This is a genomic window from Bradyrhizobium algeriense (assembly GCF_036924595.1).
In the GTDB taxonomy this organism is placed as follows: Bacteria; Pseudomonadota; Alphaproteobacteria; order Rhizobiales; family Xanthobacteraceae; genus Bradyrhizobium; species Bradyrhizobium algeriense.
Genome location: NZ_JAZHRV010000001.1, coordinates 3,061,032 through 3,074,904, shown reverse-complemented (window position 1 = coordinate 3,074,904; position 13,873 = coordinate 3,061,032). Strand labels below are relative to the sequence as shown.

The 13,873-nt window shown below is 62.2% G+C and carries 11 protein-coding genes; 7 read left to right on the top strand and 4 right to left on the bottom strand.

All coding sequences use genetic code 11. From position 1 onward, the window contains the following. Positions 1 to 372: 372 nt before the first annotated feature. From V1286_RS15215 to V1286_RS15200, 4 genes are all read left to right on the top strand, one after another. A complete protein-coding gene (locus V1286_RS15215) occupies positions 373 to 1,698 on the top strand; it encodes an NAD(P)/FAD-dependent oxidoreductase (protein WP_334480686.1) in 1,326 nt (441 codons plus the stop codon). Between the two features lie 2 nt (positions 1,699 to 1,700). After that, positions 1,701 to 2,558: a DUF1365 domain-containing protein gene (locus tag V1286_RS15210; protein ID WP_334480685.1), complete on the top strand. Its 858-nt coding sequence runs from the start codon at positions 1,701 to 1,703 to the stop codon at positions 2,556 to 2,558. A gap of 57 nt (positions 2,559 to 2,615) precedes the next feature. Next, a complete protein-coding gene (locus V1286_RS15205; protein ID WP_334480683.1) occupies positions 2,616 to 3,845 on the top strand; it encodes a cyclopropane-fatty-acyl-phospholipid synthase family protein in 1,230 nt (409 codons plus the stop codon). Positions 3,846 to 3,935: 90 nt separating this feature from the next. Next, positions 3,936 to 4,976 (top strand): cysteine synthase A, encoded by a 1,041-nt coding sequence (locus V1286_RS15200; RefSeq protein WP_334480682.1) that lies wholly within the window; start codon positions 3,936 to 3,938, stop codon positions 4,974 to 4,976. A gap of 105 nt (positions 4,977 to 5,081) precedes the next feature. Here V1286_RS15200 and V1286_RS15195 read toward each other — a convergent pair whose 3' ends face one another. From V1286_RS15195 to V1286_RS15180, 4 genes are read right to left on the bottom strand one after another with little or no spacing between them, the layout of a single operon-like run. Then, positions 5,082 to 5,825 carry an amino acid ABC transporter ATP-binding protein gene (locus V1286_RS15195; RefSeq protein ID WP_334480680.1) on the bottom strand — a complete coding sequence of 248 codons (744 nt, stop codon included), beginning with the start codon at positions 5,823 to 5,825 and terminating at the stop codon, positions 5,082 to 5,084. Between the two features lie 10 nt (positions 5,826 to 5,835). Continuing rightward, complete coding sequence (locus tag V1286_RS15190) at positions 5,836 to 7,359, bottom strand: amino acid ABC transporter permease (protein ID WP_334480679.1); 1,524 nt, start codon at positions 7,357 to 7,359, stop codon at positions 5,836 to 5,838. Beyond that, the gene (locus tag V1286_RS15185) at positions 7,359 to 8,561 is read right to left on the bottom strand and encodes an amino acid ABC transporter permease (protein WP_334480677.1); all 1,203 of its coding nucleotides are present in this window, start codon (positions 8,559 to 8,561) and stop codon (positions 7,359 to 7,361) included. The genes V1286_RS15190 and V1286_RS15185 overlap by 1 nt, the downstream gene beginning before the upstream one ends. Positions 8,562 to 8,584: 23 nt before the next feature. Beyond that, on the bottom strand, positions 8,585 to 9,601 hold the full coding sequence (locus V1286_RS15180) for an amino acid ABC transporter substrate-binding protein (RefSeq protein WP_334480676.1): 1,017 nt from the start codon (positions 9,599 to 9,601) through the stop codon (positions 8,585 to 8,587). A 338-nt stretch (positions 9,602 to 9,939) separates the two neighbouring features. On the opposite strand from V1286_RS15180, the gene metC reads away from it, so the two are divergent. The 3 genes from metC to V1286_RS15165 all read left to right on the top strand — a co-directional run bounded on the left by metC (position 9,940) and on the right by V1286_RS15165 (position 13,855). Beyond that, entirely contained in the window at positions 9,940 to 11,133 is a 1,194-nt protein-coding gene (metC, locus tag V1286_RS15175) for a cystathionine beta-lyase (RefSeq protein WP_108519437.1), read from the top strand. A 434-nt stretch (positions 11,134 to 11,567) separates the two neighbouring features. Continuing rightward, on the top strand, positions 11,568 to 12,368 hold the full coding sequence (gene cpaB / locus V1286_RS15170; RefSeq protein WP_334480675.1) for a Flp pilus assembly protein CpaB: 801 nt from the start codon (positions 11,568 to 11,570) through the stop codon (positions 12,366 to 12,368). Between the two features lie 44 nt (positions 12,369 to 12,412). Continuing rightward, the gene (locus V1286_RS15165) at positions 12,413 to 13,855 is read left to right on the top strand and encodes a type II and III secretion system protein family protein (protein ID WP_334480673.1); all 1,443 of its coding nucleotides are present in this window, start codon (positions 12,413 to 12,415) and stop codon (positions 13,853 to 13,855) included. Positions 13,856 to 13,873: the final 18 nt, after the last annotated feature.

Sequence of the window (13,873 nt, the reverse complement as noted above, 5' to 3'; positions counted from 1 at the left end):
GCACGGCGAGCGCTTCTCCTGATGGCCTGCGATACGTTCACGGGGTGATGCTTCCGTTGGAACCTCGGGAATCATACTAGCCTTGGGACTGGGGCGCGGACAGCCCCGCGCGGCCCTGCGCCGACCGTCCGTTCGGGTGAGAAAAACAGGCAGTAAATTGCTCGCTTCCCCTTATTTATAGGGCTTGGAGCGATGTCGGGACGCGGCAGGACCGCCGAAATCTTACGAAGATTTCATGGGGTTTTCCTTCGGTTTTTCCCTGTTCTGACGTCCCGCATCAGCCTGTCCTGCAAGCTGATCCGCGCCCTGTGGCCGATTTGAAACTCCGGGAACAGCCCTCCGTATCTCGCAGCGTGCCATGGAGGGCCAAAAATGCGGGTCGCGGTGGTCGGGACGGGAATCAGTGGCAATGCCGCGGCCTGGACCTTATCGAAACATTATCCGGTCACCGTGTACGACCGCGAACTCAGGCCCGGCGGCCACAGCCACACCGTCAGCATCGACCATGACGGCACGCGGCTTGCGGTCGACATCGGCTTCATCGTCTACAATGAACTGAACTATCCGGACCTGACGGCACTGTTCGCCCATCTCGGCGTCGAGACCGTCGAAAGCTGCATGAGCTTTGCGGTGACGGCGGACACCGGCCGCTTCGAGTGGAAAGGCGGCGGCAACAACTGGTTCGAGACCGCGCGCGGATTGTTCGCACAAGCCAGCAACCTGCTGTCGCCCTCCTATCTCTGGATGCTGCGCGACATCATCACCTTCAACCAGCAGAGCATCGAGGATTACGCGGCCGGAAAACTGGCCGGGCTGACGCTCGGCGAATATTTCCGCACGCGCCATTTTGCGCCGCGGCTGTTGACCGATTATCTGGCGCCGATGGGCGCTGCGATCTGGTCGGCGCCATCGAGCGAGATGCTGGACTTCCCGGCCGAAAATTTCGTCGCCTTCTTCGCCAACCATCGCCTGCTGCAATATGACCGCCCGGTCTGGCGCACCGTGAAAGGCGGCAGCCAGCACTATGTCGAAAAGCTGACCGCTTCATTCCGCGACCGGATCAGGCTTGGCTGCGCCGTCACGGCAATCGAGCGTACCGCGCATGGCGTCGTCGTCCACGACAGCCACGGCAAGACCGACAGCTACGATCATGTCGTGATCGCCTCCCACAGCGACCAGGCACTGGCGATGCTGTCGGATGCCGACGACCGCGAGCGCGCTATCCTGGGCGCGATCGGCTATTCCCCCAACACGATCTATCTGCACCGCGATCCCGCGCTGATGCCGAAGCGCCGGCGCGCCTGGGCTTCGTGGAATTTCCTGCGCTGGCCGCGCCAAGGGGGCCTCGATCACAGCGTGGATAACAACGTCTCCGTGACCTACTGGATGAACGAGCTGCAGGCTATCGATCACGACAGACCGTTATTCGTCAGCCTCAACCCGCCGGTCGCGCCCGACCCCGCACTGACCTTCGGCAAGTACCTGTGCGAGCATCCGCAATATAACGCCACAGCCTTTGCTGCCCAGAAGCGCCTGCCCGAAATCCAGGGCCGGCGACATACCTGGTTCTGCGGCGCGTGGACCGGATACGGATTCCACGAGGACGGCTTGCGATCCGGCCTTTCAGTCGCCGAAGCACTCGGCGCGGTGGCGCCATGGCGCCAAGTGCTGCCCGGACTGGCGGAAGCCGCGGAGTAGTTATGCGCGCAACACCGGCTGGACCCAAACAACCTTGCTCCGATGCGGCCGCGCTTTACGTCGGTGAGGTCATGCATGCACGGCTGAAGCCGATCGGGCATCGCTTCAGCTATCGCGTGATGAGCCTGCTAATCGATCTCGACCGGCTGGCGGACGCAGACCGGCAATCGCCGCTGTTCGGCGTCAACCGCGCGGCGCTTTACAGTTTCCACGAGGCCGACCATGGCAAGCGGGACGGAACATCCGTGCGCGCCTACGTGCAACGTTGCGCGGCCGAGCGTAACATCGACCTGAAAGGCGGACGGGTGCTGCTGCTCTGCTATCCCCGCCTGCTCGGCTACACCTTCAATCCGCTTTCGGTCTATTTCTGCTATCGCGCTGATGGCGAGCTGGCGCTGTTGATCTATGAAGTACGCAACACCTTTGGCGACATCCATCCTTACGTCCTGCCGCTGACACCGGGCGAAATCAGCGACGCCGGCGTGCGGCAGCAGCAGGACAAGCTGTTCTACGTCTCGCCCTTCATCGGGATGGCGATGCGCTACCATTTTCGCGTGCTGCCGCCGGGCGAGCGCGTGCAATTGCGAATTCTGGAAACCGACCGCGAAGGCCCCCTGCTCGCTGCAACTTTCAATGGCAGCCACCGCGCCCTCGACACCAAGGAGTTGCTGCGCGCGTTTGTCGCCCTCCCGCTGGTCACAATGAAGATCATGGCGGCGATCCACTGGGAGGCGCTGCGGCTCTGGCTTAAGGGCGCCAGGCTGGTCCCGCGGCACACCGCGGCCTTCAATACCAGCTTGGCGACCGGCAAAGGCACCGATTATACTTCGCGGGCGTTGTCCACCCGTGCCAAGGATTGAAGCAGGGTCGATCGGCCATGCGAAGCACGGGGTAAACCGCCATTCGATGGATCGCACATGCCAGAGTTGATTTCGGTCACATCGGAAACCGTACACGCGACGTTTCCGGAATTGCCCCGCCTGGTCCGGCTGGCGCTGGGCTTTGGTTCAAAGCTGCAACACGGCACGCTCGATGTGACCCTCGCCGACGGCCGCGTTGTGCGGCTGGGCGGCAATACGCCAGGCCCCGCCGCAGCCATGACAATCTATGATTACGGCTTCGCCTCACGGCTGCTGCGCGGCGGCGACATCGGTATCGCCGAAGCCTATCTGCGCGGTGAATGGGACACGCCCGACCTCACGCAATTCCTCTATCTGTTCTGCGTCAATCAGAACTGGATGCAGACCATGCTGGTCGGCAACCCGCTGACGCGCACCTTCCAGTCCGTCAGACATTGGCTCAACCGCAATACGAAGCGGCAGGCACGCCGCAACATCTATGCGCATTACGACATCGGCAACGCGTTCTATTCAGCCTGGCTCGATCCCAGCATGACCTATTCGTCCGCGCTGTTCGAGGACGACACGGCAGACCTGACCGCAGCCCAACACAACAAGTACCGCCGGCTTGCCGAGGCTATCGATCTGCGGCCCGGCCAGAAGCTTCTGGAGATTGGCTGCGGATGGGGCGGCTTTGCCGAATATGCCGCCAAGACGTTCGGCGCCAAAGTCGTCGGCCTCACCATCAGCAAGGAGCAGCGCGATTTTGCCCAGGCGCGCATTCATAACGCGGGCCTCAGCGACAAGGTCGAGATCAAGCTGCAGGATTATCGCGACGAGCGCGACCGCTACGACCGGATCGCCTCGATCGAGATGATCGAGGCGGTCGGCGAGCAATTCTGGCCGAAATATTTTTCACAGTTGCGCGACCGCCTGCTGCCCGGAGGGCTGGCCGGCATCCAGGCCATCACCATCCAGGACAGCCTGTTCCAGACTTATCGCCGCGAAGTCGATTTCATCCAGCGCTACGTGTTTCCGGGCGGCATGCTACCCTCGCCGCAGATCCTGAAAACGCTCGGCGAACGCTTCGGCGTTCCCGTCATCCGCGAACGCATTTTCGGGCAAGATTATGCCAGGACGCTTGCGATCTGGCGAAGCAATTTCCGCGCGGCCTGGCCCAACCTGACGCCATCGGGCTTCGACGACCGCTTCCGGCGGCTGTGGGAGTATTATCTCGCCTACTGCGAGGCGGGGTTCCTGTCCGGAAATATCGACGTGCGTCAGGTGGTGTTTGCGAAATCGGCCTGACAGCCCTGTTTCAGCGCCGGCTTGTGCGCCTAACGGCGGTCCTTTAGGGTCGCCTAACGATTAGGCAAGCAAACCGGCAATTTGAAAAACATGGCCTTCAACAAAGACGTCATCGAAGCGATCGGCAACACGCCGCTCATCAAGCTCAAGCGCGCATCAGAGCTGACCGGCTGCACCATTCTCGGCAAAGCCGAATTCATGAATCCGGGCCAGTCGGTGAAGGATCGCGCGGGCAAGTGGATGATCCTCGAAGCCGAGAAGCGCGGCGACCTCAAGCCGGGTGGGCTCGTGGTGGAATCGACCGCCGGCAATACCGGCATCGGTCTCGCCGTCGTCGCCAGCGCGCGCGGTTACCGGACCTTGATCCTGATCCCGGAAACACAGAGCCAGGAAAAGAAGGACATGCTGCGGCTGTGCGGCGCCGAACTCGTCGAGGTGCCGCAGCTGCCCTATTCCAACCCGAACAACTATCAGCATGTCGGGCGGCGGCTGGCCGCCCAGCTTCGCAAGACCGAGCCCAACGGCGTGTTGTTCGCCGACCAGTGGAACAATCTCGACAACGCCAAGGCGCATTACGAATCCACCGGACCGGAGATCTGGGAGCAGACCGGCGGCAAGATCGACGGCTTCATCTGCTCGGTCGGCACCGGCGGCACGCTGGCCGGCGCCAGCCGCTACCTGAAGGAAAAAAGTAGCGGCGTCGTTACCGCGTGCGCTGATCCGCATGGCTTCGCGATGTACGAGCTGTTCAAGCACGGCACCGCCAAATCGACGCCCGGCGACTCGATCACAGAAGGCATCGGCCTCGGCCGCGTCACGCCGGTCATCGAGACCGCGAAGGTTGATGACGCTTTCCTGATTTCGGACGAGGAAGCCGTGAAGGTGATCTATGACCTGCTCGAGCACGAGGGCCTGTGCCTCGGCGGCTCGACCGGCGTCAATGTCGCCGGCGCGATCCAGCTCGCCAAGCAGCTCGGACCGGGCAAGACCATCGTCACGATCCTCGCGGACTCGGGCAACCGCTATCAGTCAAAACTGTTCAATCCGGAATTCATGCGCTCGAAAAACCTGCCGGTGCCGGAATGGCTGGAAAAGCGTACTGAGATCGACGTGCCCTTCGAGAAGGTGTGAGCGGAATTCCGTAGCCCGGATGGAGCGCAGCGTAATCCGGGAATCCCGAGCGCGGCACCAGCTCCCCGGATTGCGCTGCGCTCCATCCGGGCTACGTCACCTGCGTTAATGCCGTAGGATCTGGCTCAGGAACAGCTTCGTCCGCGCGTGCTGCGGGTTGGCGAAGAATTCCTGCGGCGTGTTCGACTCGATCACCTGCCCCGCGTCCATGAAGACGACGCGGTTGGCGACTTCGCGGGCAAATCCCATTTCGTGGGTGACGACCAGCATGGTCATGCCTTCCCTGGCGAGGTCGACCATGGTGTCGAGCACTTCCTTGACCATTTCGGGATCGAGCGCCGAGGTCGGCTCGTCGAACAGCATCACCTTCGGATTCATGGTCAGTGCGCGGGCGATGGCGACGCGTTGCTGCTGACCGCCCGACATCTGGCCCGGATATTTGTTGGCCTGATGCGGGATCTTGACCCGCTCCAGGAATTTCATCGCGGTCGCTTCGGCATCCTTTTTCGGGATGTTGCGCACCCAGATCGGCGCCAGCGTGCAGTTCTCCAGCACGGTCAGATGCGGAAACAGATTAAAACTCTGGAACACCATGCCGACTTCGCGCCGGACTTCGTCCACCCGTCGCAGGTTCGGCCCAAGCTCGATGCCCTCGACGACGATCTGACCTTCCTGGAATTCCTCCAGCGCGTTGATACAGCGGATCAGCGTCGACTTGCCGGAGCCCGAGGGACCGCAGATCACGATGCGCTCACCCTTGGAAACATCGAGGTTGATGTCGCGCAGGACGTGGAACTCGCCATACCATTTATTGAGGCCCTGGATGCCAACGATCGAGTCTGTGCTCATGGTCCCACACTCAGTTGCGGCGATGCGCGTTCAGCCTGTTCTCGACGAACATGGAATAACGCGACATGCCAAAACAGAAGACGAAATAGATGATCCCGGTGAACGCAAAGCCGGTGAACAACGTGGTCGGCGTCGACCAGTTTGGATCGGAAAACGACGCCCGCAACGATCCCAACAGATCGAACAGCGCGACGATCGAAACCAGCGAGGTGTCCTTGAACAGGCTGATGAAGCTGTTGACGAGGTTGGGGATGACGTGGCGCAACGCCTGCGGCATCACGACCAGCGCCGTGGTCTTGCTCCAGGACAGGCCGAGTGCGCTCGCCGCCTCACCCTGCCCGCGCGGGATCGCTTGCAGGCCGCCGCGGATGTTTTCGGCCTGGTAGGCGCCGGTAAACAGCGCGATCCCGATCAGGGCGCGCACCAATCCGTCGATGGTGAAACCGGTCGGAACGAACAGCGGCAACATATAGGTTGCGAAGAACAGTACCGTGATCAGCGGAACTCCGCGCCAGAACTCGATGAAGGAGATCGAGAAAATCCGGATCAGCGGTATAGATGAACGCCGGCCGAGCGCGAGCGCAATGCCGACCGGCATCGACGCTACGATGCCGGTAACCGACACCACGAGCGTTACCAGCAGGCCGCCCCACAGCCGCGTGTCGACGACAGGCAATCCGCCACGGTCGAGCCCCAACACCGCGATGACGATGCCGATACCGGCGAAGATCGCAAGACAATTGACCAGGGGACGCAAACCGTCGCGCTTGCCGGCGCCCAACCAGAACACCAAAGCGCAAGCGATGATGGCGGTAAGCGCAAGATCCGCCCACACCGGACGGCCAAAAGCCTGGATCTGGTCGCGCAGCCAGGTCAGCGGCAGCAGTACCCATCCAATCAGCGTGCTCACCAGCACGATCAGTTGTCCGAGCAGCCACAGCAACGGCCCGATCACGGCCGTCGTCTCGCCCGCGGCCGCGAGCTTTCGCCCGCCGTCGCCAATACTGTCGTTGAAGCCCGACAGAAGTCCGGCCGTCCAGCTCACGCCAAGCCCGTCCAGTCCACCGCCATGCAGCAGGAAGAAGGCTATGACCGGCAATGCGCCAAAGAAAAGCCCGGCATTGAGGCCCTTGGCCGGCAACCGCGGAATCAGCAGCGGCAGCAGCAGGACCGCGGCCAGGATAAAGGTCAAATCGACCCGCCAGCGCTCCGGCTCCGGATAGAATCCATAGATGAACTGGCTGAATTTCGCCTGGATGAACGGCCAGCAGGCGCCGACCACATGCCCGGCATTTTCAGCGAGACAGGCGGTGCGATCCTTGCCGGTCCAGACCGCATCGACCAGCAGGAATCTCAGCGAGGGCACAAGGATGAACCACAGCAGCAGCGCGCTGACGATCGTGATCAGGATGTTGGTCGGCGAATTGAACAGGCGCGTGCGCAGGAAACCGACAAAGCCCGTGGTCTTCACCGGTGCGGGGCGTTCGGCGACGAGGTCCTGGCGGACAAAGCCGGATGGTGTGGTGTCGCTCATCAACCCATACTCCGGCTGATACGCCAACTGTAGAAACTCATGATCGCGCTCGTCACCAGCGAAATCAGCAGATAGACGCCCATGGTAATGCCGATGATCTCGATCGCCTGCCCGGTCTGGCTCAGCGTCGTGCCTGCAAACACCGACACCAGATCGGGATAACCGATCCCAACCGCCAGCGAAGAGTTTTTGGTCAAATTGAGATACTGGTTGGTCAGCGGCGGCAGGATCACGCGCAGCGCCTGCGGGATCACGATCAGCCGCAGCACCGAGCCGCGTTGCAGGCCGAGCGAGGAACCTGCTTCCATCTGCCCCTTGTGCACGGAGAGAATGCCCGCCCGCACGATCTCGGCGATAAAGGCCGCCGTGTAGGTGGATAGCGCCAGCGTCAGCGCGACGAACTCGGGAATGACCCGCGAGCCGCCGGCGAAGTTGAAGCCTTTGAGCACCGGCACTTCAAACGTGACGGGTAGACCAAAGATCAGCGCGCTGACCAACGGCAGGCCGATGATCATGCCGAGTGCAAAGGGCCAGACCTTGATCACCTTGCCGCTCTGGAACAGTAGCCGGCGGGAGTAACGCCACAACGCAATCGCCGCCACGATCGCCACCAGCAGCGCAACCACAAACGGCTCGAACCCGGGCGTGCCGATCGGCTTCGGAATCACCAGACCGCGATTGCTCAGGAAGAAACTGTCCAAAACGGAGATGCTCTGCCGCGGATTGGGCAATGCGGCGAGCACGGCGAGATACCAGAACAGGATCTGGAACAAGAGCGGCAGGTTGCGGATCAGTTCGACATAGCCGCCCGAAATCCGCGACAGCAGCCAATTCGGCGACAGCCGGCCGAGGGCCACGAGGAATCCGATCAGCGTCGCAAAGAAGATGCCGATCACCGAGACCAGCAGCGTATTGAGCAGGCCAACCAAAAAGACGCGGGTGTAGGGATCGGATCCCGAATACGGGATCAGGCTCTGGCTGACGTCAAAGCCGGCATTGTTGGCAAGAAAGCCGAAGCCCGCGGTGATCCGCTGCGCCTGCAGATTGGCGCGGGCATTGGCGACGATCTCGTAGGCAATCCAGGACAGCGCCGCGACGAACAGGATCTGGACGACAAAGCCGCTCCAGCCTGCACTTCCACCGAGCATTCGCTGCAGTTTGGCAACGAACTGCGTCGGTGGTTTTCGGGGTTCGATGGCCATCGCCGCAGCCCTCGTGCCGGCGATCAGCGGATCGGCGGCGCGTACTGGATACCACCCTTGTTCCAGAGCGCGTTGAGACCACGGGCAATTCCGAGCTTGGAGCCGGCGCCGACGTTGCGATCGAAGGCCTCGCCGTAATTGCCGACGGCCTTCACGATCCGCGACACCCAATCCTTGGTCAGGCCGAGCTGTTCACCGAGATTGCCGTCGGTCCCGAACACCCGTTTCATCTCCGGCTTGTCCGATTTGGCCATCTCATCGACGTTCTTCTGGGTGATGCCCAGTTCTTCCGCGGTGACCATCGCGAACAACGTCCACTTCACGATGTCGAACCACTGATCGTCGCCATGGCGCACCATCGGGCCCAGCGGCTCCTTCGAAATCACTTCCGGAAGCACGACATGATCAGCCGGGTTGGCAAGCTTCAAACGGTCGGCATAGAGGCCGGACACGTCGGTGGTGAAGACGTCGCAGCGGCCGGACTCGTAAGCCTTGACGGCTTCGTCGTTGGTGCCGAACGCGATCACCTCGTACTTCATGTTGTTGCCCTTGAAGTAGTCGGCGAGGTTCTGCTCGGTCGTGGTGCCGGTCTGCACGCAAACGGACGCGCTGTTCAGTTCCAGCGCGGAATTCACCTTCAGCGCCTTCTTCACCATGAAGCCCTGGCCGTCATAATAGGTCACGCCAGTAAAATTGGCGCCAAGCGAGGTATCGCGCGACAGCGTCCAGGTGGTGTTGCGGGACAGCACGTCGATTTCGCCCGACTGCAGCGCGGTGAAGCGGTCCTTGGCCGACAGCGGCACGAACTTGATCTTGGTTGCGTCATTGAAGACCGCGGCCGCAATCGCCCTGCAGACGTCGACGTCGAGCCCGGTCCAGTTACCCTTGTCGTCGGGTGACGAGAACCCCGGAAGACCCTGGCCGACGCCGCAGGATAGCATGCCCCGGTCCTTGACCGTCTTGAGGGTTTGCGCCGAGGCGGCCTGGGCCGAGAGACCGGCGGCTAGGGCAAGGGTAACAACCAGAGATACGCGTTTCATGGGCTGGGCCTTTCAAGGAGATCGTGCGGAGATCGTTTTTTAGGCAACGCCTGACGTTGTGGGGCCAACCCGCTGATCCCTTGCTGAAAAGCGTCATCCTGACCATGCATTTGACATGCCATCCCGGTCAGACGGTGGATCCGGTATCGCGGCAGGCCCCTCAACTTGCAGCGACTGTTAGTTGGCATGCATCTCAGAACGACTGGCGTGCCGGGTCAAGGGGTTGACTGCCGTCTTCTGTGTCTTGTTATTACCTCACCCGCCCCGACCCGCCGCCCGGCGGTGTTTTTCGCGATCAAGTTGTGGCTGCGGCATAACGTCTTGGATGATGCAAACGCATGAGCTCTTCGAACGACGGTCCGTCCAACCCGCAAAAACCCGAAACCAGACTGGTCACCGCGGGCCGTGACACCAAGGGGCAAAGGGGGTTCGTCAACCCTGCCGTGTACCACGGTTCGACCGTGCTCTATCCGACCGCCGAGGACCTGCACGCCCACCGCGCCGAGTTCTCCTACGGGCGTCACGGCTCTCCGACCACGCGGGCGCTGCAGGACGTGCTGATGTCGCTGGAGGGCCCGCAATGTGCCGGCGTTGGCCTTGCGCCGTCGGGACTGGCCGCGATCACCACCACCCTGCTCTCGGTGCTCAGCGCCGGCGATCATGTGCTGGTGACCGACAACGTCTACCGGCCCTCGCGCAACTTCTGCAACGGCATGCTCGCCCGCTACGGCGTCGAGGTCAGCTATTTCGATCCACTGATCGGCGCCGGCATCGAAGCCCTGTTCAAGCCCAACACCAAGGCGGTGCTGGTCGAGGCGCCCGGCTCGCAGTCGTTCGAGATGAGCGACATCCCCGCCATCGCCGAAGTCGCCCATGCGAGAGGCGCGCTGGTCATCGACGACAACACCTGGGCGACGCCCTTGTTTCACCGCTCGCTCGACCAGGGCGTCGACATCAGCATGCAGGCCGCCACCAAATATATCGGCGGCCATTCGGACATCATGTTCGGCACGATTTCGGCGAACGCGAAGGCGTGGCCGCTGCTCGCCGAAGGCATCCGGCTGCTCGGCGTCTGCGCCGGGCCGGACGACGTCTTCCTGGCGCTGCGCGGCACCCGCACGCTTTCGGTGCGGCTCGCGCAGCATTATCGCTCGGGCCTTGAAATGGCGCGCTGGCTCGCTACCCGCCCCGAAGTCTTGTCGGTCCTGCATCCGGCGCTCGAAAGCCATCCCGGCCACGCGATCTGGAAGCGCGACTTCACCGGCGCGTCGGGCCTGTTCAGTATTGTTCTAAAGCCGGTGCCGCAAAAGGCGGTCGACGCCCTGCTCGATGCGGTCAAATTGTTCGGCATGGGCTTTTCGTGGGGCGGCTTCGAAAGCCTCATCATCCCGTTCGACTGCGATCCCTACCGCACCGCCACCAAATGGTCCCCCGGCGGGCCGACACTGCGGCTCCACATCGGCCTGGAGAATGTCGACGACCTCAAAGCCGATCTCGAGCGCGGCTTTGCGGCGTTGAAGGCGGCCGCCTAGAGCGGGATGACGTTTCTTCGAATCGCCATCCCACTCCATCTCTTTGATTTGAGCATGATCTCCGCGCAAACGCGTTCCGCGTTTGTCGCGAGGGAAAACCGGTGTCCACTTTTTCGGATCATGCTCTAGGGTTGCGATTCCCTGTCGATTTTTGAGCGGCCTTCGCGGCGGCCGATGCAGCGGAGCGCCTTCGCTTGCATCCTGCCGGCCAGATCAACCGCGTGTTGCGGTCACCGGCCGCACCTCCGGATTTTTGCGGACGATTTTCTTCAAACGATAACCGCTCGTTCACCATGACGGTGAATCCCGCCGTCCGATCACCCAAAAACTTCACGCCTCAAGTTCCCTTATACCTTTGATGCCTAGTCATACCTCCGGGATGGCTGTCGTTGCGGTGTAGTTGGGGCGTCCCTGCGTAAGAGTAAGTAAAGCGTATGAATATCGCACGTGTCGTCGTTCTGATCATCGCCTTGGGTGCCGGCGGGGTCGCCGCCTATCTCGCCCGTGGCACGGAAGAAACATCGCGCCCGACGGCCGAACCGGTCGCGCAATTGCCGACGGCGGAGATTCTGGTCGCGAAGTCCGACATCGGGCTCGGCCAACTGGTCAAGCCAGAAGATCTGCAATGGCAGACCTGGCCGGCTTCAGCCGCGGGCAGCAATCTGGTCAACCGCGCCAGCAGGGCCGAAGCCATCAAGGAAATCGCCGGTTCGATCGCACGCTCTCCCTTCATCGCGGGCGAGCCGATCCGTGAGCAGAAGCTGGTCAAGGCCAACGGTTCCGGCTTCATGGCGGCCATCCTGCCGACCGGCATGCGGGCGATCTCGACCGAGATCTCGCCGGAAACCGGCGCCGGCGGCTTCATCCTGCCCAATGACCGCGTCGACGTCATCCTCTCCAAGCGCGAAAAAAATCCGGATGGCAAGGGCGCCGACGTCATGCAGTCCGAAATCATTCTCTCCAATATCCGCGTGCTGGCGATCGATCAGGCGCCGAAGGAAAAAGAGGGCATCAACACCCTCGTCGGCCGCACCGTCACGCTCGAACTGAAGCCCGAGCAGGCCGAGTTGCTGGCGCGCTCGCGCCAAAGCGGCACGCTGTCGCTCGCGCTGCGCAGCATCACCGATATCAACGCGACGGCCGAAGGCCAGTCCGAGGATCAAATTAAAAAGCGAAGCGAGACCGTCAACGTGGTTCGCTACGGGGTCGCCAATCAAACGACGGCACAGAAGTGACCGAAAGGACGCCCGAGATGAAGTTTTGGGAAAATCAGTCAGCGATGCGAACCGTAGCGGCGCGCACCCTGTTGTTGTCGGCCGTCGCTGCGCTGACGCTCGCTCCGCTGCTGCCCGTCGTCGCAGCCGAACCCGAGAAGGATCCGGTAACGACCTCCGCCATCGGTCCGGTCAAGATGCGCTTCCTGTCGCTCGGCATCGGCAAATCCGTGGTCGTCGACCTGCCGCGCGACGTGAAGGACGTGCTGGTCGCCGACCCGAAGATCGCCAACGCCGTCGTTCGTTCCTCGCAACGCGCCTATATCATCGGCGGCGCGGTCGGCCAGACCAACGTCGTGTTTTTCGACGCCGACGGCCAGCAGGTCGCCTCCTACGACATCGCGGTCAAGCGTGACCTCAATGGCGTGCGCGCCGCGCTGAAGCAGTCGATGCCGGGGATTCAGATCGAGGGCGTCGGCGACAGCGTGTTGCTGACCGGCTCGGTATCGAGCCCGGTCGAAGCCCAGCAGGCCGGCGAAGTCGCCGCGCGGCTGGTCGGCGGCGCTGAAAAGGTCGTCAACTCGATCGTCGTTCGCGGTCGCGACCAGGTGATGCTCAAGGTCACCGTCGCGGAAGTGCGGCGGGACATCGTCAAGCAATTGGGCGTCGATCTCAGTGCCAGCATGAATTACGGCACCGCGGCAGTCGTTTTCAAGAACAACAATCCGTTCACCGCCAACAGTGCTCCGCTCGTGCCCGAGAACGGCTTGGTCGGGGCGGCTTTGAACAAAGCTGGTCTGCCATCGGTCACCGCTACCCTGCGCGCAATGGAAAGCGCCGGTGTCGTGAAGACGCTCGCCGAACCCAATCTGACAGCGATATCAGGCGAATCCGCAACGTTTATCTCAGGCGGCGAATTTCCCATTCCGGCCGGCGTGAGCTGCCAAACGTCGGCGTCGGGCGTTATCGGAGGATGCGTCCAAACGGTCACCTACAAGAAATTTGGCATCTCGCTCAACTTCACGCCGGTCGTACTGGCTGAGGGACGGATCAGCCTGCGGGTGATGACCGAAGTGTCGGAAGTCTCGACCGAAAACGCTTTGACTGGCGGTCCCGGTGGAACAACCATTCCCTCGATCAAGACCCGCCGTGCCGAGACGACGCTGGAAATACCCTCCGGCGGCTCGGTGGCGATGGCCGGCCTGATCCAGGAGCAGACCAAGCAGGCCGTCAACGGGCTGCCGGGGCTCGATCAATTGCCGGTTTTGGGCGCGCTGTTCCGCAGCCAGGACTTCGTCAACAACCAAACCGAACTGATGGTTCTCGTGACACCCTACGTCGTCCGCGCGGTCGCGCAAAAAGAACTATCGCGGCCCGATGACGGCTTCGCGCCGGCGTCCGATTCGCAGTCCGCGTTGCTCGGGCGCATCAACCGGATTTACGGCGTTGCCGGCCGCGTCGATCCCGTCGGCGGAATCCAGGGCAATTTCGGCTTCATCATTGATTGAAACGCAGAGCTGTTCACC